This is a genomic window from Nocardioides oleivorans, assembly GCF_004137255.1.
In the GTDB taxonomy this organism is placed as follows: Bacteria; Actinomycetota; Actinomycetes; order Propionibacteriales; family Nocardioidaceae; genus Nocardioides; species Nocardioides oleivorans.
Genome location: NZ_SDWT01000002.1, coordinates 213,253 through 232,415, shown reverse-complemented (window position 1 = coordinate 232,415; position 19,163 = coordinate 213,253). Strand labels below are relative to the sequence as shown.

Genomic DNA, 19,163 nt, shown 5'->3' with positions numbered 1-19,163 from the left:
CATGCCCAAGCGCACCGACATCCAGAGCGTCCTGGTCATCGGCTCCGGGCCGATCATCATCGGCCAGGCCTGCGAGTTCGACTACTCCGGCACCCAGGCGTGCCGGGTGCTGCGCGAGGAGGGCCTGCGGGTCGTCCTGGTCAACTCCAACCCCGCCACGATCATGACCGACCCGGAGTTCGCCGACGCCACCTACGTCGAGCCGATCACGCCGGAGTACGTCGAGAAGGTCATCGCCATGGAGCGCCCCGACGCGCTTCTCGCCACCCTCGGCGGCCAGACCGCGCTCAACTGCGCGATGGCCCTCGACAAGGCCGGCGTCCTGGAGAAGTACGGCGTCGAGCTGATCGGCGCGTCCATCGACGCGATCGAGCGCGGCGAGAACCGCCAGCAGTTCAAGAAGATCGTCGAGCAGCTCGGCGGCGAGTCGGCCCGCAGCGTCATCTGCCACTCGATGGACGACCTGCTCGGCGCGGCCGACGACCTCGGCTACCCGATGGTCGTCCGCCCCTCCTTCACCATGGGCGGCACCGGCTCCGGCATGGCCTACGACGAGGCCGACCTGCGCCGCATCGGCGGCGCCGGCCTCGCCGCGAGCCCGACCACCGAGGTGCTCCTCGAGGAGTCGATCATCGGCTGGAAGGAGTACGAGCTCGAGGTCATGCGCGACCGCCTGGACAACAGCGTGATCGTCTGCTCGATCGAGAACCTCGACCCGATGGGGGTCCACACCGGCGACTCGATCACCGTCGCCCCGGCGATGACGCTGACCGACCGCGAGTACCAGAAGATGCGCGACCTCGCGATCGACATCATCCGCGCGGTCGGCGTCGACACCGGCGGCTGCAACATCCAGTACGCCGTCAACCCGGCCGACGGCCGGCTGATCGTCATCGAGATGAACCCGCGCGTCTCGCGCTCGTCGGCCCTCGCCTCGAAGGCCACGGGCTTCCCGATCGCCAAGATCGCCGCCAAGGTCGCCATCGGCTACACGCTCGACGAGATCCGGAACGACATCACCCGCGAGACCCCGGCGTCGTTCGAGCCGTCGCTCGACTACGTAGTGGTCAAGGTGCCGCGGTTCGCCTTCGAGAAGTTCCCCGAGGCCGACCCGACGCTCACCACCCACATGAAGTCGGTCGGCGAGGCGATGGCCATCGGCCGCAACTTCACCGAGGCGCTCCAGAAGTCCCTCCGCTCGCTGGAGAGCAAGCACGCCCCCTTCGACTGGCACAAGGAGTACGTCGACCTCGACAAGGCAGCGCTGCTCGAGGAGATCGCGGTCCCGCACGACGGCCGGCTCAAGAAGGTCATGGACGCCATCCGCGCGGGTGCCACCCCGGAGGAGATCTTCGACGCCACGAAGATCGACCCGTGGTTCCTCGACCAGCTCGCGCTGATCAACGAGGTCGCGGTGCAGGTCATCGACGCCGTCGAGCTGACGCCCGAGCTGCTCCGCCTGGCCAAGCGCCACGGCTTCTCCGACGAGCAGATCGGCAAGATCCGCGGCCTGTCGGCCGACGTCATCCGCGGCGTCCGGCACGCCCTCGGCATCCGGCCCGTCTACAAGACGGTCGACACGTGTGCGGCCGAGTTCGCCGCGCAGACGCCGTACCACTACTCGTCCTACGACGAGGAGACCGAGGTGCAGCCGCGCGCGGAGGGCAAGGAGGCCGTGATCATCCTCGGCTCCGGGCCCAACCGCATCGGCCAGGGCATCGAGTTCGACTACAGCTGCGTGCACGCCTCGCTCGCGCTCGCCGAGGCCGGCTACGAGACGATCATGGTCAACTGCAACCCGGAGACGGTCAGCACCGACTACGACACCTCCGACCGGCTCTACTTCGAGCCGCTCACGCTGGAGGACGTCCTCGAGATCGTCCACGCCGAGCAGCTGGCCGGCCCCGTCGCCGGTGTCGTGTGCCAGCTCGGCGGCCAGACGCCGCTCGGCCTCGCCCAGGGACTCGCCGACGCGGGCGTGCCGATCGTCGGCACCACGCCCGAGGCGATCCACCTCGCCGAGGAGCGCGGCGCCTTCGGTCGCGTCCTCGCCGACGCCGGCCTGCCGGCGCCCAAGCACGGCACCGCGACGTCGTACCCCCAGGCGCAGCGGATCGCCCACGAGATCGGCTACCCGGTGCTCGTGCGCCCGTCCTACGTCCTCGGCGGGCGCGGCATGGAGATCGTGTACGACGACGCGGCGCTGGAGGCCTACCTCGAGAAGTACGTCGCCAACGGCCTCATCAACGAGCGCCAGCCGGTGCTCGTCGACCGCTTCCTCGACGACGCGGTCGAGATCGACGTCGACGCCCTCTTCGACGGCGAGGAGCTCTTCCTCGGTGGCGTGATGGAGCACATCGAGGAGGCCGGCATCCACTCCGGCGACTCGTCGTGCGCGCTGCCGCCGATCACGCTCGGGCGCGAGGAGATCGAGCGGATCCGCCGCTCGACCGAGGCGATCGCGCGCGGACTCGGCGTGCGCGGCCTGCTCAACATCCAGTTCGCCTTGGCCTCCGACGTGCTCTACGTCCTCGAGGCCAACCCGCGTGCCTCGCGCACGGTGCCGTTCGTCTCCAAGGCCACCGCGACGCCGCTCGCCAAGGCCGCGGCCCGGGTGATGCTCGGCGAGTCGATCGCCGAGCTCCGGACGGCCGGCGTGCTGCCCGCGACCGGCGACGGCGGGCACCTGCCCGACGGCTCGCCGATCGCGGTCAAGGAGGCGGTCATGCCCTTCGACCGCTTCAAGACCGTCGACGGGCGCACGGTCGACGCGCTGCTCGGTCCGGAGATGCGCTCGACCGGTGAGGTGATGGGCTTCGACGCCGTCTTCGGCACCGCCTTCGCGAAGGCCCAGGCCGGCGCCTACGGCTCGCTGCCGCTGTCGGGCAAGGTCTTCGTGTCGGTCGCCAACCGCGACAAGCGGCACATGATCTTCCCGGTCAAGCAGATCGCCGACATGGGCTTCGAGATCCTCGCCACCGCCGGTACGGCGGAGGTGCTGCGCCGCAACGGCGTGGAGTCCACCGTCGTCCGCAAGCAGTCCGAGGGCGAGGGGCCTGACGGCGAGCCGACGATCGTCGGACGGATCCTGGCTCGCGAGGTCGACCTGGTGATCAACACGCCCCACGGCGCCACCAGCGGCGGCTCGCCGCGGGCCGACGGCTACGAGATCCGCACCGCCGCGGTCCTCACCGACATCCCGTGCATCACCACGATCCAGGGCCTCGGCGCCGCGGTGCAGGGGCTCGAGGCGATGCGGCGCGGCGACATCGGCGTCCGCTCGCTCCAGGACTGGGCCGAACTGGCCCGCTCCCGCGGGGACGCCTGACGGTGCGCGCCTACGACCTCCTCTTCGAGCAGGCGCTGACCCGGCTCGACCCGGAGCGCATCCACCACGCTGCGTTCCGGGCGATCCGGGTGGCGGCCCCGCTCACCGGCCGGGCCGTCCGGGTGCCGTCCTCGCCGGTCCACGCGCTCGGGCTGACCTTCCCGCACCCGCTCGGTCTCGCGGCGGGCTTCGACAAGAACGCCGTCGGCATCGACGGCCTCGCCGCGCTCGGCTTCGGCCACGTCGAGGTCGGCACGGTGACGGGGGAGGCCCAGCCCGGCAACCCGCAGCCGCGGCTGTTCCGGCTCAAGGCCGACCGCGCGATCGTCAACCGGATGGGCTTCAACAACGACGGCTCGGAGGTCGTGGCGCGCAGGCTCGCCGCGTGGCGGGCGACCGGCAGGTCGACGATCCTCGGAGTCAACATCGGCAAGTCGAAGGTCGTGCCGGAGGACGAGGCGGCCCGCGACTACGAGAAGTCGGCCGGCCTGCTGGCGCCCCACGCCGACTACCTCGTCGTCAACGTCTCCTCGCCCAACACGCCGGGCCTGCGCAACCTCCAGGCCGTCGAGAAGCTCGAGCCGATCCTCGCGGCCGTACGCCGACGCGCCGACGAGGTGCGCCCCGACCACCGGGTGCCGCTGCTGGTCAAGATCGCCCCCGACCTCGGCGACGACGACGTGCTCGCGGTGGCCGACCTCGCGCTGGCGAGCGGCCTCGACGGGATCATCGCCACCAACACCACGATCAGCCGCGACGGGCTCGCCAGCCCGGCTGACGAGGTCGGGGCGATCGGTGCGGGCGGGCTGAGCGGCCGCCCGCTCACCCGGCGGTCGGAGGACGTCGTACGCCTGCTGCGCGAACGGGTCGGCCCCGACCTCACGCTCGTCGGTGTCGGCGGCATCACCACCGTCGACGACGCGCGCCGTCGGCTCGCGGCCGGTGCCGACCTCCTGCAGGGCTACACCGCCTTCGTCTACGAGGGTCCGCTGTGGCCGCGGCGGATCGTCACGGGCCTCGGCACCCGGTCCGCGAAGGGGCCCGCCACGGATGCCTGACGGCCCGGTGCACGTCGAGGGGGAGGTGGTCGCCACCAAGCGGATCGGCGGCTACCGGCACCTCACGCTGACCGCGCCGGGCATCCCCGAGCGGTTCCGCGCGGGCAGCTTCGTCGCGCTCACTGTCGACGGCCACGTCACGCGCCGCGCGTTCTGGGTGCACCGCGTGCGCGCCCTCAGCGCGCTCGGGCCCACGCTCGACGTCGTCCTCGAGACGAGGGGGAGCGGCACGGCCCGGCTTGCCACGCTCCCGGTGGGCGCGAAGGTCGCGATCACCGGACCCCTCGGCCGACCGTTCGCGCTGCCCAAGGACGCAGTGTCGTGCCTGCTCGTGGGCGAGGGCTACGCGGCGGCACCGCTCTTCCCGCTCGCCGAGCGCCTGCGCGAGCGGGGCTGCTCGGTCTCGCTCGTCGTCTCCGCGCCCGACGAGGCGCACCTGCTCTCGGCGCTCGAGGCTCGACGCTCGGCCCGGTCGGTGACGGTCCTGACGGCCGACGGATCGGTCGGGCTGCGGGGCACGGTGGCCGACCACGCCGCCGACCTGGTCGCGCGCAGCGAGGCCGACGTCGTCTACGCCGCCGGACCCCACGACGTGCTCCACGCCGTCGCCTCGGCGGCCGAGGCCGCCGGTGCCTGGAGCCAGGTCGCGATCGAGTCGCCCACTCCCTGCGGGACCGGCCTGTGCCACGGGTGCCCGCTGCCCGTGGTCGGCGAGGACGGCGTCGACCGCGTCGTCCGCGCGTGCACCGAGGGACCGGTCGTCCGCGGTGACCGCGTCCGCTGGGACGCGCTGTGAGCGCGGCACTGCCCGGACCGGTGATGGTCGCCGCCGGCTGCGGCGGCACCGGCCGCGAGCTGGAGCCGTACGCCGGTCCTGCCGGGCTCGTCGGACTCGACCTCGTCACGCGCTCGATCACCCTCGATCCACGGCCGGGCGGTCCGGGGCCGCGGCTCGCCGAGGTGCCCGGCGGCCTCGTCAACGCCGTCGGCCTGCCCAACCCCGGCCTCGGGCACTTCCTCGCCACCGAGCTCCCGTGGCTCGTGCGGGCCGGTGTGCGCGTGCACGTGTCGATCGCCGGGGCGACGATGGGGGAGTACGCCGAGCTCGCGGGCCGGCTCAGCACCGCGCCCGGCGTGGCCGGCATCGAGGTCAACGTCGGGGCCCCCGACGAGGCCGGCGCCGGTGTCCTCGAGGTGCGCGAGCCCTACCACGCCGCCAGCGTGGTCGCCGCCGTCCGACGCGAGTTCCCCGCCGACCGGCCCGTCCTGGCGAAGCTGCGGCCCGACGTCTCGCGGATCGTCGAGGGCGCCCGCACCTGCCACGAGGCAGGCGCCACCGCGATCGTGGTCGGCAACGCGGTGCCGGCCGCGTTCGCCGACGGTCGTCCCGGCGGCCTGAGCGGACCGGCCGTCGCACCGATCGCGCTGCGGTGCGTCGCGACCGTGCGCGACGCCCTCCCGGCCGTGCCCACCATCGGTTGCGGCGGCGTGCGTGACGTCGCCTCCGCCCGCGCCTACCTCGAGGCCGGCGCCACGGCCGTCCAGGTCGGCACCGCCCTGCTCCACGACCCCACGACCGTCGCCCGGCTCCGGGCCTCCCTCGCCGCCCATCCACCAGAGGAGACCGCATGACCCCCTTCGGCACCCGCCTCGCCCAGGCCATCGAGGAGCGCGGCCGGTTCTGCGTCGGCATCGACCCCCACGTCGCCCTCCTCGAGGAGTGGGGCCTCGCCGACGACGTCGCCTCGCTCGAGCGCTTCGCGCTGACGGTGGTCGAGGCGGTCGCGCCCGTCGTGGGCGTGGTGAAGCCGCAGAGCGCGTTCTACGAGCGGTTCGGCAGCCGCGGCATCGCCGTCCTCGAGCGGGTGGTCGCCGAGTCGCGCGCCGCCGGCGCACTCGTCCTCATGGACGCCAAGCGCGGCGACATCGGCTCGACGAGCCAGGCCTACGCGGACGCCTACCTCGACCCCACCTCGCCGCTCGCCTCCGACGCGCTCACGGCCAGCCCCTACCTCGGGTTCGGCTCGCTCGACCCGATGGTCGAGGCCTGCCGCCGCCACGGGGCCGGGCTGTTCGTCCTGGCACTCACCTCCAACAAGGAGGGCCCGGAGGTCCAGCACGCGCAGGTGGGCGGACGGAGGGTGGCCGGCACGATCCTCGACCACCTGCGCACCGAGAACGCCGACGCCGAGCCGGTCGGCTCCTTCGGCGCGGTGGTCGGCGCCACGATCGGCGAGACCGCCGAGGACCTCGACATCAACGGACCGCTGCTCGTCCCCGGCTACGGCGCCCAGGGCGGCACCACCGCCGACATGCTCCGCATCTTCGGCGGCGCCGCGCGCTGGGCGCTCCCGAGCTCCTCGCGCGACGTGCTGCGCGCCGGACCGGACGTCACCGCGCTGCGCGATGCCGCCCGGCGGGGCAACGACGCCGTGCGCGAGCTGGGCGCGTGAGGCTCAGGGTGGCCGGTCCGCTGGTCGTGCTGGTGGCGGCCGGGCTCCTCGGCGGCTGCTCGGGCGACTCCCGGGACGGCTACTGCAGCGCCGTCGAGGACCACCAGGCGGAGCTGGGCGAGATCGCCGCGTCGGGCGATCCGGGTGCGCTCTTCGACGCCCTCGACGCCTACGACGACCTCGCCGGCCGGGCCCCGCGCGACATCGCCGACGACTGGGCCGACGTGGTCGACCCGCTCCACGACCTCCAGCAGGTCCTGGCCGACCACGACGTCGACCCGTCGTCGTACGACGCCGAGCAGCCGCCGGCCGGACTCGACCAGGCGGCCCGCGACGAGATCGAGGACGCCGCCCGCGCGGTGGGCTCGCAGCGCACCGTCGAGGCGATGGCCGCGGTCGAGCAGCAGGCGCTCGACGTGTGCGGGACCCCGCTCTCGCGCTGACCGCGACCGCCGGCCGGGTCAACCCGAAGGCCTCGTCGCGCGTCCCACCACCATGAGCACCGACAGGGACACCGTCGTCGTCGAGGCCGCGGGACCGGGCCCGCGACGGGCACCGGGTCCGGCACTGGGTCCGGTCCCGGGTCCGGTCCTGGCGCTCGTCCTGGCGCTCGTCCTGACCGGGTGCGGGTCGTCGGGGACGGGAAGCACGCCGGCCGCGCCGGCACCAGCAGGACCGTCGTCGGCAGGACCGTCGGCGGAGCCGTCCTCGGCCGCTCCGGAGTCGCCGACCGGGACGTCGACGACGGGACCACCGGACGACGCCGCACCCTCACCGGCCGCCACCCGGTTGCCGACGGACCTGCGCGGGCTGGTCTGGTTCGCCGGGCGCCGGGCGCGCACGGATGAGCTGCTGCTCTTCGCCGAGCGGTCGTCCTTCGCCGGCCGGCGCGACCTGCTGGCCGCCGCCCGTGCGGCGACGGTCGGTGCCCCCGCCGATCCGGACCACAGGACACTGTGGCGCGGCGGCGCGCCCGTCTCGGTGCGGCTGTGGTGGGACGGCGACGAGGGCTACTACGACGTCGGGCTCCCCGACGTCCGCAGCACCCGGCGACCCCCGGGCACGTCCATGCGGGAGGCCCACCTCGCGATCCAGCAGGTGGTGTGGACGCTCCAGTCGGTCGGCGGGACCGTCGCTCCGGTCAGGTTCCACGTCGGGCGTCGTGGTGACCCCGTGACCGACGTGTTCGGCATACCGGCGACCGGTCCGGGCGACACCTACCTCGCGGCCGACGGGGCCGGCGTGCTGAGCGCGGTGGACGTCCTGGCTCCGGCGGAGGGCGCGAGCGTCCGGGGCCGGGTCGTGGTGTCGGGCCTGGCCGAGTCCTTCGAGGCCACGGTGGGCATCCGCGTGGTGGCACCGAGCGGCGAGGTGGTGCTCGAGGACGGCACCAGCGCCGAGCAGTGCTGCGGGCGGCTCTGGCCGTGGCGCTACGAGATCGACACGACCGGCTGGTCGCCGGGGACGTACGTCGTGGAGGCCGCCACCGACGACCCGGTCGGGATCGCGAACGGGAGCGACGGCCCGGAGATCGACACCCGCACGATCACGGTCGGGTGAGGTGGCGGCGGGGTGGCGGCGGGGTGGCTGTCACGCAGATCACCTCGTGGACGGCGACGGGTGGGCGCGATTGCCTGCCTGCTGGCGATCTGGCTAGATTGAGCCGAACCTCCGCCGGACCCACCCTTAAGGACAGCTTTCGTGGCCTTGCCCCCTCTGACGCCCGAGCAGCGCCAGGCAGCCCTCGACAAGGCTGCGGCCTCCCGACGCGAGCGGGCCGAGGTGAAGAACCGGCTGAAGAACTCCGGCGGCTCGATCCTCGACGTGCTCCGTGAGGGCGAGACCAACGAGGTGATCGGCAAGATGCGCGTCGTCGAGCTGCTCCAGTCGGTCCCCGGGCTCGGTCGCGTCCGCGCGCGCCAGGTCATGGAGCGCCTCGGCATCGCCGAGAGCCGCCGGGTGCGTGGCCTGGGCGTGAAGCAGGTCGCCGCGCTCGAGCGTGAGTTCGGCCCCGACGCGTCGTGACCGACCGGACCACACCTGCCACTCCCACCCGTCGGTCGCGCCTGATCGTGCTGGCCGGCCCGACCGCCGTCGGCAAGGGCACGGTCGCCGCCGCGGTCCGCGAGACGCACCCCGAGGTGTGGCTCTCGGTGTCGGCGACGACCCGGGCGCCACGACCGGGTGAGGAGAACGGTGTCCACTACTGGTTCGTCTCGGACGAGGAGTTCGACGCGATGGTCGAGAAGGGCGACCTCCTCGAGTGGGCGGTCGTCCACAAGGCCGCCCGTTACGGCACGCCCCGTGGCCCCGTCGACCTCGCGCTGGCCTCCGGCCACCCGGCGATGCTGGAGATCGACCTGCAGGGTGCGCGCCAGGTCCGCGAGACGATGCCGGAGGCGCTGTTCGTCTTCCTGGCGCCGCCGACCTGGGAGGAGCTCGTGCGCCGACTCGTCGGCCGGGGCACCGAGACGGAGGCCGAGCGCGAGCGCCGGCTGGAGACCGCACGCGCCGAGCTGGCCGCCGAGAGCGAGTTCGACGTCACGATCGTCAACCACGAAGTTTACGCTGCTGCCGACGAGTTGGTAGCCTTGATGGTTGGACCCTCCTGATCATCCGCGGATCGTCCGACCAGCCCCCTTCTGACTAGCGAGGCACCTGCACCGTGGCTTCTCCCACCATCGCCGCCGAGGGCGTTACCAACCCCTCGATCGACGACCTGCTCAGCAAGACCGACAGCAAGTACAAGCTGGTGCTCTACAGCGCCCAGCGCGCGCGCCAGATCAACGCCTACTACTCCCAGCTCGGCGAGGGCCTCCTGGAGTACGTCGGCCCGCTCGTCGACACGCACGTGCAGGAGAAGCCGCTGTCGATCGCGCTCCGCGAGATCAACGACGACCTGCTGACCTGCGAGGACATCGACCCCGCCGCCGAGGCCGCTGCCGCCGAGGCCGCTGCCGACGCCACGGAGTGACTCGAGCCTCACGATGACCGTCGAGGTCGTCCTGGGCGTCTCCGGCGGGATCGCGGCCTACAAGGCCTGTGAGCTGCTGCGCCGGTTCACCGAGTCGGGGCACGACGTCACCGTCGTGCCCACGGCCTCGGCGCTGGAGTTCGTCGGGGCGCCGACCTGGTCGGCCCTGTCGGGCAAGCCGGTTGCCACCGACGTGTGGACGCGGGTGCACGAGGTGCCCCACGTCCGCATCGGCCAGTCCGCCGACGTGGTCGTGGTCGCCCCGGCGACCGCCGACCTCCTGGCCAAGGCTGCGCACGGCCTGGCCGACGACCTGCTGACCAACACGCTCCTCACGGCACGGTGCCCGGTGGTGTTCGCTCCCGCCATGCACACCGAGATGTGGGAGCACCCGGCCACCCAGGCCAACGTCGCGACGCTCCGGCAGCGCGGCGCGATCGTGCTCGACCCGGCCGTCGGGCGCCTCACGGGGGCTGACACCGGCAAGGGACGCCTGCCCGACCCGGCCGAGATCTTCGAGCTCGTGCTCGGGGTCCTGGACCGTGGCGCGGAGGCGTCGCACGACCTCGCCGGCCGCAAGGTGGTCGTGTCCGCGGGCGGCACCCGGGAGTACCTCGACCCGGTCCGCTTCCTCGGCAACCGCTCCTCGGGCCTCCAGGGCTATGCCCTCGCCCGGGCGGCCGCCTCGCGGGGCGCGCACGTGACCCTGGTCAGCGCCAACGTGACCCTGGCGGACCCGGCCGGCGTCAGCGTCGTACGCGTGGAGACGACGCAGCAGCTGCGCGACGCCGTGGTCGCAGCGACGGCCACCGCCGACGCTGTCGTGATGGCCGCCGCACCCGCCGACTTCCGTCCCACGGCGGTGAGCGAGGCCAAGATCAAGAAGGCCGACGACGGCTCTGCGCCGTCGATCGAGCTGGAGCAGAACCCCGACATCCTCGCCGAGATCTCCCACGACCGCGCCCGCGAGGGTGCCGTGATCGTGGGCTTCGCGGCGGAGACCGGCGACGCGACCGGCTCCGTGCTGGAGCTCGGACGCGCCAAGCTCGCCCGGAAGGCCTGCGACCTCCTCGTCGTCAACGACGTCAGCGGGGGAGCGGTCTTCGGCAGCGCCGACAACGAGGCCGTGGTCCTCGCCGCCGACGGCGCCGCCGTCGAGGTGCCCCACGGCAGCAAGACGGCCCTCGCCCACGTCATCTGGGACGAGGTCGTCCGGCGATTCGCCGACTGAGACGCACGTCCCGGATGCTGGTCCGCAGGTACGTTTTACCCGACCGTTCCACTCAAGAATTGAGAGCATTGTGGCTGGACGCCTGTTCACCTCCGAGTCCGTGACCGAGGGACACCCCGACAAGATCGCCGACCGGATCAGCGACTCCGTCCTCGACTACCTCATGGCCGAGGACGCCGACAAGGAGAACCTCCGCGTCGCGGTCGAGACCCTGCTGACCACCGGCCTCGTCGTGGTCGCCGGTGAGGTGCGCACCACCGCCTACGCCCCGGTCGCCGACATCGTCCGCAAGGCGATCCTCGACATCGGCTACGACTCCTCGGAGAAGGGCTTCGACGGCGCCTCGTGCGGCGTCCAGGTCGCGATCGGCGCCCAGTCGAGCGACATCGCCGCGGGTGTCGACGCCGGCCACGAGTCGCGGGTGGGCACCTCGGACGACGAGCTCGACAAGCGCGGTGCCGGTGACCAGGGCCTGATGTTCGGCTACGCCTGCGACGACACCCCCGAGCTGATGCCGCTCCCGATCACGATCGCCCAGCGCCTCGCCCAGCGCCTCACCGCGGTCCGCAAGGACGGCACGCTCGGCTACCTCCGTCCCGACGGCAAGACCCAGGTCACCATCGAGTACGACGAGGACGACAGCCCGGTGCGCGTCGACACCGTCGTGCTGTCCACCCAGCACGACGCGGACGTCGACCACGCCACGCTCGAGGCCGACATCAAGCAGCACGTCATCGACCCCGTGCTGGCCACGTTCGACATCCCGTCCGACGGCTACCGGATGCTGGTCAACCCGACCGGCACCTTCGTGATCGGCGGCCCGATGGGCGACGCCGGCCTGACCGGCCGCAAGATCATCGTCGACACCTACGGCGGCATGGCCCGCCACGGTGGCGGTGCGTTCTCCGGCAAGGACCCGTCGAAGGTCGACCGCTCCGCCGCCTACGCCATGCGCTGGGTCGCGAAGAACGTCGTCGCCGCCGGGCTCGCCCGCCGGTGCGAGGCGCAGGTCGCCTACGCCATCGGCAAGGCCGCCCCGGTCGGCGTGTTCATCCAGACGTTCGGCACCGGCGTCGTGGACGACGAGAAGATCCAGGAGGCCGTGCTCGAGGTCTTCGACCTCCGCCCGGCCGCGATCATCCGCGACCTCGACCTGCTCCGCCCGATCTACGCCGCGACGTCGGCCTACGGCCACTTCGGCCGCGAGCTCCCCGAGTTCACGTGGGAGACCACGGACCGGGCCGACAAGCTCAAGGCTGCTGCCGGCATCTGAGCCCGCTAGACCAGTTCCACGAAAGACCCCCGCTCCGGCGGGGGTCTTTCGCGTGCACGGCAAAATCATCGGTTCCGGGCAGATCGCGGGGCTCCGTCGTTCCTAGGCTGCGCTCGCGGGCACGGGGGTGTCACGCATCCGCCCGAGTCGGAGGACGTCGATGACACAGCACACGAAGGTGGCAGCGGCTCTCGTTGCCGCGGTCGCCCTGGCGGGCGGCCAGCTCGCCTGGGGCTCTGCGCAGGCCGCGCCGGAGCCCACGGATCCGGGTCTCAGCAGGCTCACCGCGGACGCGACCGCCGGACTGAGGGTCGAGCGGGACGCCGCCGGCGTCGTCGACTTCGTGGGCACGGCGGCCGGCAGCTCGGTGGTCAACCCAGCCGTCTCCTCCGTCTCCTCGGTCCGCGACGCGGCTCGCGCGCACCTCGACCGCTACGGATCGACGCTCGGCCTGACGGACTCGAGCGAGCTCGTCGTCTCGCCCACCGTCCACACGGTCAGCGGCCAGGACGTCGTCCGCTTCCAGCAGGAGGTCGACGGCGCCCCCGTCATCGGCGGCCAGGTCGTCGTCAGCCTGCGGCCCGACCGGCAGCTCGGCTCGGTCCTCTCGACCCTGTCCGACGTCGACGTCCTCCCCGCGGCGAGCGTGACGGAGGCCGACGCACGGACGACGGCCCTCGCAGCAGGTGCCCGCGAGGCCGGCACGCCCGGCGCGCTGCACGTGATCGACGAGGGCCGCGCCGTCTGGGACCCGACGGTGTTCGGTGCCCCGACGTCCCTCCCGGTGACGGGCGTGTGGGCCTTCGAGGTCGGCGACGGAGAGGCCGTGCGTCGCCTCGTGCTGGTCGACGACACCAGCGGGCGGGTGATCGTCGACCACGACCTGGTCGAGCACGTCGACCGGGTCGTCTGCGACCGCAACAACGTGCGTGGGACCGCCACGGCCTGCACCTCCGGCTTCGCCCGGATCGAGGGGCAGGCCGCGACCTCGGTGGTCGACGTCGACAAGGCCTACGACTACGCCGGGGAGGTGTCGACCGCCTACCTGCAGCTCGCCGGCCTCGACCTCACCCAGGCGCTCGGGGTCGACGTGGCGGGACAGAAGAAGCTCGCCGCCACCGTGCGCTTCTGCTACCCGACCGGCCAGGGTGCGTGCCCGTACGCCAACGCCTTCTGGAACGGCACCCAGATGTTCTACGGGAGCGGGTTCGCCGCGGCCGACGACGTCGTCGGCCACGAGATGACCCACGGCGTCATCGACCAGTACTCCGAGCTGCTCTACTGGGGCCAGAGCGGCGCGATCAACGAGTCGATCGCCGACATCATGGGTGAGGTCGTCGACCACCGGTTCGGGAGCGACGACGACTCGCAGTGGAAGCTGGCGGAGGACCTCGCCCTGTCGACCGGGCCGATCCGCGACATGTCGGACCCGACCGCCAAGGGTGACCCGGACCGCATGACCAGTCCGCTCTACACGGCCGACCTGACCGGTTGGTCGCCCTACGCCTACCCCGACTCCGGCGGTGTGCACAGCAACAGCGGCGTCGGCAACAAGACGGGGTACCTGATCTCCCAGGGCGGCACGTTCAACGGTCGGACCATCGTGGGCATCGACGGCGTCGACACCGGGCTCACCAAGTCGGGTCGGCTCTGGTTCGACGTGATCACCCGTCTCACGTCGGGCAGCGACTACGCCGACCTGGCTGCCGTCCTCGAGCAGAGCTGTGCCGACTTCGTGACGTCGGGCGTCGGCGGGTTCACGAGCGCCGACTGCGGCAACGTCGCCCAGGCGGTCGCTGCCACGGAGCTGCGTACGACGCCCGCGAACGCCCCGCAGCCTGCCGACGCGGTGAGGTCGTGCCCCGCCGGCACCACCCTGCGCGAGCTGTTCGACAGCGAGACCGGCACTCCCGCCTCGAAGTTCACCGCCTCGGCCGGCCTGTGGATCTACGGGCGGACCAGTGCCGGCTGGGGGAGCAACGCGACCTCGGGCAAGGACTCCTGGTTCGTGCCCAACGCGACCGGGTCGGGAGCGACCTCGCTCGTCGCTGCGTCCGACATCGCCCTGCCTTCCGGCCAGAAGTCGTTCCTCCACTTCCAGCAGTGGCGCGTCTTCCAGTGGCGGCCGAGCCCCGTGCTCTACGCGGACGGCGGCACCGTCGAGGTGGTGGCCGGTGGCGTGGCGCAGGACGCCTCCGGGCTGCCGTGGACCAACGGGCCGCAGCAGGTCCTCCAGGTGTGGAGCCCCAACACCAACCCGTGGGCGGGGATGAAGGCCTTCGGCGGTGACAGCTTCGGTTGGACCGCCAGCCAGGTGGACCTGAGCTCCTACGCGGGACAGGGCGTCCGGCCGTCCTTCACCTCGCGGGTGGACTCCGCCGGGGCGTTCGTCGGCTGGTGGCTCGACGACATCACGGTCTACACCTGCGACGTCCCGACCACGCCCCCGCCGGGCACGCCGACACCCGGCGCGCCCACCCCTGGCACGCCCACCCCGAGCTTGCCCAACCCGAGCACGCCGACCCCGGGCACACCGACCCCCGGCACGCCGACGCAGGCAGGCTCGACGACGTCGCTGAAGGTCGTCACGGGACGCAAGGTCACGGTGGTCGCGACCGTGCGGGTCGGCAGCGCCAAGGGGACCGGCTCCGTCACCTTCAGCGTCGACGGCACGACGATCCGGAAGACCGTGGTGCTCACGAAGGGCAAGGCGAACCTGACCCTGTCCCCGAAGACCGTGGGCAGGCTCGGCAGGGGCAGGCACACGGTGAAGGCGAGCTACCCGGGCTCGTCGTCGGCGAAGCCGAGCAGGACGAGGACGAGCTTCACCCTGAAGTAGTCGACGCGGCCGTCGGAGGGCGCTGCAACAATCGCCCGCATGACGTCGCACGAGGCCCCGGAGGCAGACATGCTTCCGGGGCTCCGTGCAGCCGTGGACGACGCGAAGGCGAAGGCGGCGGCCACCCGACGTCGTACGGCCGCGTCGTGGCAGCCGGCCGACACCGATCCGGTGGCGCGGGTGCTCGTCGACATCGCGCTGGCCCACCTCGACCGTCCGTTCGACTACGCGGTGCCGCAGGCGATGGCGGAGACGGCCGTCCCGGGCGCGCGGGTCAAGGTGCGCTTCGCCGGGCAGGACGTCGACGGCTTCGTGGTCGAGCGGGCCGCCGAGACCGACCACACCGGGCGGCTCCAGCCGCTGCGGCGGGTGGTCAGCCCGGAGCCCGTCCTCGCGCCGGAGGTGGCGGCGCTCAGCGCGACCCTCGCCCGCACCTACGCCGGTGCCCGGTCCGACGTGCTGCGGCTCGCGGTGCCTCCTCGCCATGCGACGGCCGAGAAGGCCGCCTCGGCACCGGCTCCCGCCCTCGACGTGGTGCCACCCTCGACGTGGGGAGAGGTCGAGCACGCGGACGCGTTCCTGCGCCGGCTGGCCGCGGGTGAGTCGCCCCGCGCCGTCTGGTCGGCCGCGCCCGCCGACGACTGGCCCGCCATGGTCGCCGACGCGGTGGCGGCGGCGTACGCCTCGGGGCGCGGGGTGCTCGTGTGCGTCCCCGACCGCCGTGACGTCACCCGGGTCGACACCGCGCTCCTGGCGCTCGTGGGCGAGGGCCACCACGTCTGCCTCACCGCCGACGGCGGTCCGGCCGCCCGCTACCGCGACTTCCTCGCCGTGTCGCGCGGAGCCAGGCGGATCGTGGTCGGCACCCGGTCCGCCGCCTTCGCACCCGTCCACGACCTCGGCCTCGTCGTGATCTGGGACGACGGCGACGACCTGCACGCGGAGCCGCGCGCGCCGTATCCCCACACGCGTGAGGTGCTCCTCGCCCGCGCCGAGCAGCAGGGCACCGCGGCGCTCCTCGGCGGGGTCGCCCGCACACCCGAGGCGCACCAGCTCCTCGCCACCGGGTGGGCCCACGAGCTCGCCACGCCGCGCGACGTGCTGCGGCGCCGGGTCCGTGTCGAGGTGGTCCCTGCCGAGGACCGCCAGGTCGGCACCCGCATCCCGCGCGCTGCCTACGACGCCATCAGGCGCGGGCTGGCCAGCGGGCCCGTGCTGGTGCAGACACCCCGGGCGGGCTACGCCGCCTCGCTCGCCTGCGACACGTGTCGTACGCCGGCCCGGTGCACCGCGTGCAGCGGACCGCTGGTGCTCGGCGGGCCCACGGTCCCGCCGCACTGCCGCTGGTGCGCCCACGTCGAGTCGGCCTGGGTGTGCCCGACCTGCGGTGGGCGCGGCCTGCGCGCGCCGGTGCGCGGCGAGGCCCGCACTGCGGAGGAGCTGGGGCGCATGTTCGCCGGCACCACGGTCCGCAGCTCGAGCGGCGAGCGGGTGGTCGAGCAGGTGGGCGCGTCCGCGGACATCGTCGTGGCCACCGTCGGGGCGGAGCCCGTCGCGGCGGAGGGCTACGCCGCCGTCGTCGTCCTCGACACCTGGCTCACGCTCGCCCGCGAGGACCTGCGCGCCGACGAGGAGGCGCTGCGCCGCTGGCTCAACGCCGCCGCGCTCGTGCGCCCGGGTGGACACGTCGTCGCCGTCGGGGATCCGTCCCACCCGGCCCTCCAGGCGCTCGTGCGGTGGGACCCCGCCGGCTTCGCCCGGCGCGAGGTGGCCGAGCGTGCCCAGGCGCACCTGCCGCCGGCGGCGCGGATCGCCACCGTGACCGGCGACATCGGGGCGCTCGACGACGTGCTCCACCTCCTCGACCCGCCGGAGGGCACGGAGGTGCTGGGGCCGGTGGCGCTCGCCGACGAGCACCGGGTGGTGCTCCGGGTGCCCCGTCGCCACGGCGACGAGCTCTCGGCCGCTCTTGGAGACCTCCAACGCGTCCGGTCGGCCCGCAAGCTCGACCCCGTGCGCGTGCAGGTCGACCCGCTGTCCATCTAGGGCGCTCCCTAGACTTGACCTCCCGTCGCACCCAGACCGAGGAGTTCCGTGGCCGTCCAGCCCATCCGCCTGTTCGGAGATCCCGTGCTGCGCCAGCGCGCCGTCGAGGTCGACCGCTTCGACAAGGACCTGCGCCAGATCGTCACCGACCTCACCGACACGATGCTCGCCGCGCCCGGCGCGGGCCTGGCCGCGCCGCAGATCGGGATCGGGCTGCGGGTCTTCACCTGGCACGTCGACGGCGAGACCGGCCACCTCGTCAACCCGTCGCTCGCGCTGTCCGACGAGACCCAGGACGGCGCCGAGGGCTGTCTCTCGCTGCCCGAGCTGACCTACGACTGCCTGCGCGCGCTGCGCGTCATCGCGACCGGCTTCGACATGCACGGCGAGCCGCTGCGCATCGAGGCGTCCGAGCTCCTGGCCCGCGCCATGCAGCACGAGACCGACCACCTCGACGGGATCCTCTTCATCGACAAGCTCGACACCGACGCCCGCAAGGCGGCGATGAAGGAGATCCGCGAGTCCGAGTGGTTCGGCCTGGAGAAGCCGACCGTCCGGGTGAGCCCGCACAGCACCTTCGGCCTCGGTCGCTGATGCGCGTGGTCTTCGCCGGCACCCCCGAGGTCGCCGTGCCCGCGCTCGACGCGATCGCCGCCAGCCGCCACGAGCTCGTCGGGGTGGTCACCCGACCCGACGCCCCGAGCGGCCGCGGCCGCAAGCTGGTCGCCAGCCCCGTCGCGCAGCGAGCCGACGAGATCGGCGTACCGGTGCTGAAGCCCGTGCACCCGCGCGAGCCCGAGTTCCAGGCCGCCCTGGCCGCGCTGCGGCCGGACGCGTGCCCGGTCGTCGCCTACGGCGCGCTGCTGCCGCAGTCGGCGCTCGACCTGGTGCCCCATGGCTGGATCAACCTGCACTTCTCGGTGCTGCCGGCCTGGAGGGGCGCCGCGCCGGTCCAGCACGCCCTGTGGGCAGGCGACGAGCTCACCGGGGCGACAACGTTCCGGATCGTGAAGGAGCTCGACGCCGGACCCGTCTTCGGTGTGATGACCGAGCGGATCCGCGCCGCCGACACCGCGGGCGACCTGCTGACGCGCCTCGCCGAGGGCGGCGCCGGGCTGCTCGTGCAGACCCTGGACGGCATCGAGGACGGCACGCTCGCGGCCCGTGAGCAACCCGACGACGGCGTCTCCTTCGCCCCGAAGATCCTCGTGGACGACGCCCGCATCGACTGGACGCACCCCGCCATCGGGATCGACCGCCAGGTGCGCGCGTGCGATCCCGCGCCGGGTGCCTGGAGCACGTTCGAGGGGGAGCGCATCAAGATCGGTCCGGTCACCATCGCCGACCGCGACGCGCTCGAGCCGGGCGTCCTCGAGGTCACCAAGAACGCCGTCCTCGTGGGGACCGCCTCCGCGCCCGTGCAGCTCGGTGACGTCAAGGCGTTCGGGAAGAAGCAGATGGCGGCCGCCGACTGGGCCCGCGGGGTGCGCCTGGAGTCGGGCACGCGCCTAGGCTCGGACGCGTGAGCACCTCCGACCAGCGACCCGCCCGGCCCGAGGACGTCGACGAGATCTGTGCCGCGCTGCCCGAGACCGAGCTCGGCACCTCGTGGGGGGACCGACCGACCTGGAAGGTCCCGCGCGGGCCGAAGGGCAAGGGATTCGTCCTCTACCGCGCCCCCGGCCCCACGGCGATCGACCCGGAGACCGGGGAGCAGTACGACGACCTGATCGTGATCACGACGCCCACCGAGGTCGAGAAGCACGCGCTCGTGGAGGACGACTCCACGCCGTTCTTCACGATCGACCACTTCCGGGGCTACAACGCCGTCCTCGTGCAGCAGTCGCGCCTGGGGGAGATCAGCCGGCAGGAGCTGACCGAGGTGGTCACCGAGGCCTGGGCGACCAAGGCACCCAAGAAGCTGGTGCGGGAGCACCTCGGTGACTGACCGGTCCCGGGGA

17 protein-coding genes are annotated in these 19,163 nt (G+C 73.1%); all 17 read left to right on the top strand.

Annotated elements, in window-relative coordinates; all coding sequences use genetic code 11:
- Position 1: 1 nt before the first annotated feature.
- Positions 2–3,328: a carbamoyl-phosphate synthase large subunit gene (gene carB / locus EUA93_RS16870; protein WP_129401473.1), complete on the top strand. Its 3,327-nt coding sequence runs from the start codon at positions 2–4 to the stop codon at positions 3,326–3,328.
- A gap of 2 nt (positions 3,329–3,330) precedes the next feature.
- Complete coding sequence (locus EUA93_RS16865) at positions 3,331–4,386, top strand: quinone-dependent dihydroorotate dehydrogenase (RefSeq protein ID WP_242497470.1); 1,056 nt, start codon at positions 3,331–3,333, stop codon at positions 4,384–4,386.
- Positions 4,379–5,182, top strand: a complete 804-nt coding sequence (locus EUA93_RS16860) for an iron-sulfur cluster-binding protein (protein ID WP_129401472.1) — start codon at positions 4,379–4,381, stop codon at positions 5,180–5,182. The genes EUA93_RS16865 and EUA93_RS16860 overlap by 8 nt, the downstream gene beginning before the upstream one ends.
- Complete coding sequence (locus EUA93_RS16855) at positions 5,179–6,018, top strand: beta/alpha barrel domain-containing protein (RefSeq protein WP_129401471.1); 840 nt, start codon at positions 5,179–5,181, stop codon at positions 6,016–6,018. Before EUA93_RS16860 ends, EUA93_RS16855 begins: the two co-directional genes overlap by 4 nt.
- Entirely contained in the window at positions 6,015–6,839 is an 825-nt protein-coding gene (pyrF, locus tag EUA93_RS16850; protein ID WP_129401470.1) for an orotidine-5'-phosphate decarboxylase, read from the top strand. Before EUA93_RS16855 ends, pyrF begins: the two co-directional genes overlap by 4 nt.
- The gene (locus tag EUA93_RS16845; protein WP_129401469.1) at positions 6,836–7,282 is read left to right on the top strand and encodes a hypothetical protein; all 447 of its coding nucleotides are present in this window, start codon (positions 6,836–6,838) and stop codon (positions 7,280–7,282) included. The genes pyrF and EUA93_RS16845 overlap by 4 nt, the downstream gene beginning before the upstream one ends.
- 52 nt (positions 7,283–7,334) lie before the next feature.
- The gene (locus tag EUA93_RS16840; RefSeq protein ID WP_129401468.1) at positions 7,335–8,399 is read left to right on the top strand and encodes a Gmad2 immunoglobulin-like domain-containing protein; all 1,065 of its coding nucleotides are present in this window, start codon (positions 7,335–7,337) and stop codon (positions 8,397–8,399) included.
- Positions 8,400–8,540: 141 nt separating this feature from the next.
- A complete protein-coding gene (mihF, locus tag EUA93_RS16835) occupies positions 8,541–8,864 on the top strand; it encodes an integration host factor, actinobacterial type (RefSeq protein WP_129401467.1) in 324 nt (107 codons plus the stop codon).
- Positions 8,861–9,451 (top strand): guanylate kinase, encoded by a 591-nt coding sequence (gene gmk, locus EUA93_RS16830; RefSeq protein ID WP_129401466.1) that lies wholly within the window; start codon positions 8,861–8,863, stop codon positions 9,449–9,451. The genes mihF and gmk overlap by 4 nt, the downstream gene beginning before the upstream one ends.
- A gap of 53 nt (positions 9,452–9,504) precedes the next feature.
- Positions 9,505–9,813 (top strand): DNA-directed RNA polymerase subunit omega, encoded by a 309-nt coding sequence (rpoZ, locus tag EUA93_RS16825; protein WP_090970793.1) that lies wholly within the window; start codon positions 9,505–9,507, stop codon positions 9,811–9,813.
- A gap of 13 nt (positions 9,814–9,826) precedes the next feature.
- Complete coding sequence (coaBC, locus tag EUA93_RS16820; protein ID WP_129401465.1) at positions 9,827–11,044, top strand: bifunctional phosphopantothenoylcysteine decarboxylase/phosphopantothenate--cysteine ligase CoaBC; 1,218 nt, start codon at positions 9,827–9,829, stop codon at positions 11,042–11,044.
- Between the two features lie 70 nt (positions 11,045–11,114).
- A complete protein-coding gene (gene metK / locus EUA93_RS16815) occupies positions 11,115–12,317 on the top strand; it encodes a methionine adenosyltransferase (protein WP_129401464.1) in 1,203 nt (400 codons plus the stop codon).
- Between the two features lie 160 nt (positions 12,318–12,477).
- Entirely contained in the window at positions 12,478–15,156 is a 2,679-nt protein-coding gene (locus EUA93_RS16810) for a M4 family metallopeptidase (RefSeq protein WP_129401463.1), read from the top strand.
- 39 nt (positions 15,157–15,195) lie between these two features.
- A complete protein-coding gene (locus EUA93_RS16805) occupies positions 15,196–17,202 on the top strand; it encodes a primosomal protein N' (protein WP_165355203.1) in 2,007 nt (668 codons plus the stop codon).
- A gap of 48 nt (positions 17,203–17,250) precedes the next feature.
- Positions 17,251–17,796 carry a peptide deformylase gene (def, locus tag EUA93_RS16800; RefSeq protein ID WP_129401462.1) on the top strand — a complete coding sequence of 182 codons (546 nt, stop codon included), beginning with the start codon at positions 17,251–17,253 and terminating at the stop codon, positions 17,794–17,796.
- Positions 17,796–18,728: a methionyl-tRNA formyltransferase gene (gene fmt / locus EUA93_RS16795; protein ID WP_129401461.1), complete on the top strand. Its 933-nt coding sequence runs from the start codon at positions 17,796–17,798 to the stop codon at positions 18,726–18,728. The genes def and fmt overlap by 1 nt, the downstream gene beginning before the upstream one ends.
- Complete coding sequence (locus EUA93_RS16790; protein WP_129401460.1) at positions 18,725–19,150, top strand: MmcQ/YjbR family DNA-binding protein; 426 nt, start codon at positions 18,725–18,727, stop codon at positions 19,148–19,150. The genes fmt and EUA93_RS16790 overlap by 4 nt, the downstream gene beginning before the upstream one ends.
- Positions 19,151–19,163 lie beyond the last annotated feature (13 nt).

Coding starts and splice junctions, on each gene's coding strand:
- EUA93_RS16810 (WP_129401463.1), top strand. CDS start 12,478: ATGACACAGCACACGAAGGTGGCAGCGGCTCTCGTTGCCGCGGTCGCC.
- coaBC (WP_129401465.1), top strand. CDS start 9,827: ATGACCGTCGAGGTCGTCCTGGGCGTCTCCGGCGGGATCGCGGCCTAC.
- pyrF (WP_129401470.1), top strand. CDS start 6,015: ATGACCCCCTTCGGCACCCGCCTCGCCCAGGCCATCGAGGAGCGCGGC.
- carB (WP_129401473.1), top strand. CDS start 2: ATGCCCAAGCGCACCGACATCCAGAGCGTCCTGGTCATCGGCTCCGGG.
- fmt (WP_129401461.1), top strand. CDS start 17,796: ATGCGCGTGGTCTTCGCCGGCACCCCCGAGGTCGCCGTGCCCGCGCTC.
- EUA93_RS16805 (WP_165355203.1), top strand. CDS start 15,196: ATGACGTCGCACGAGGCCCCGGAGGCAGACATGCTTCCGGGGCTCCGT.
- EUA93_RS16840 (WP_129401468.1), top strand. CDS start 7,335: ATGAGCACCGACAGGGACACCGTCGTCGTCGAGGCCGCGGGACCGGGC.
- EUA93_RS16860 (WP_129401472.1), top strand. CDS start 4,379: ATGCCTGACGGCCCGGTGCACGTCGAGGGGGAGGTGGTCGCCACCAAG.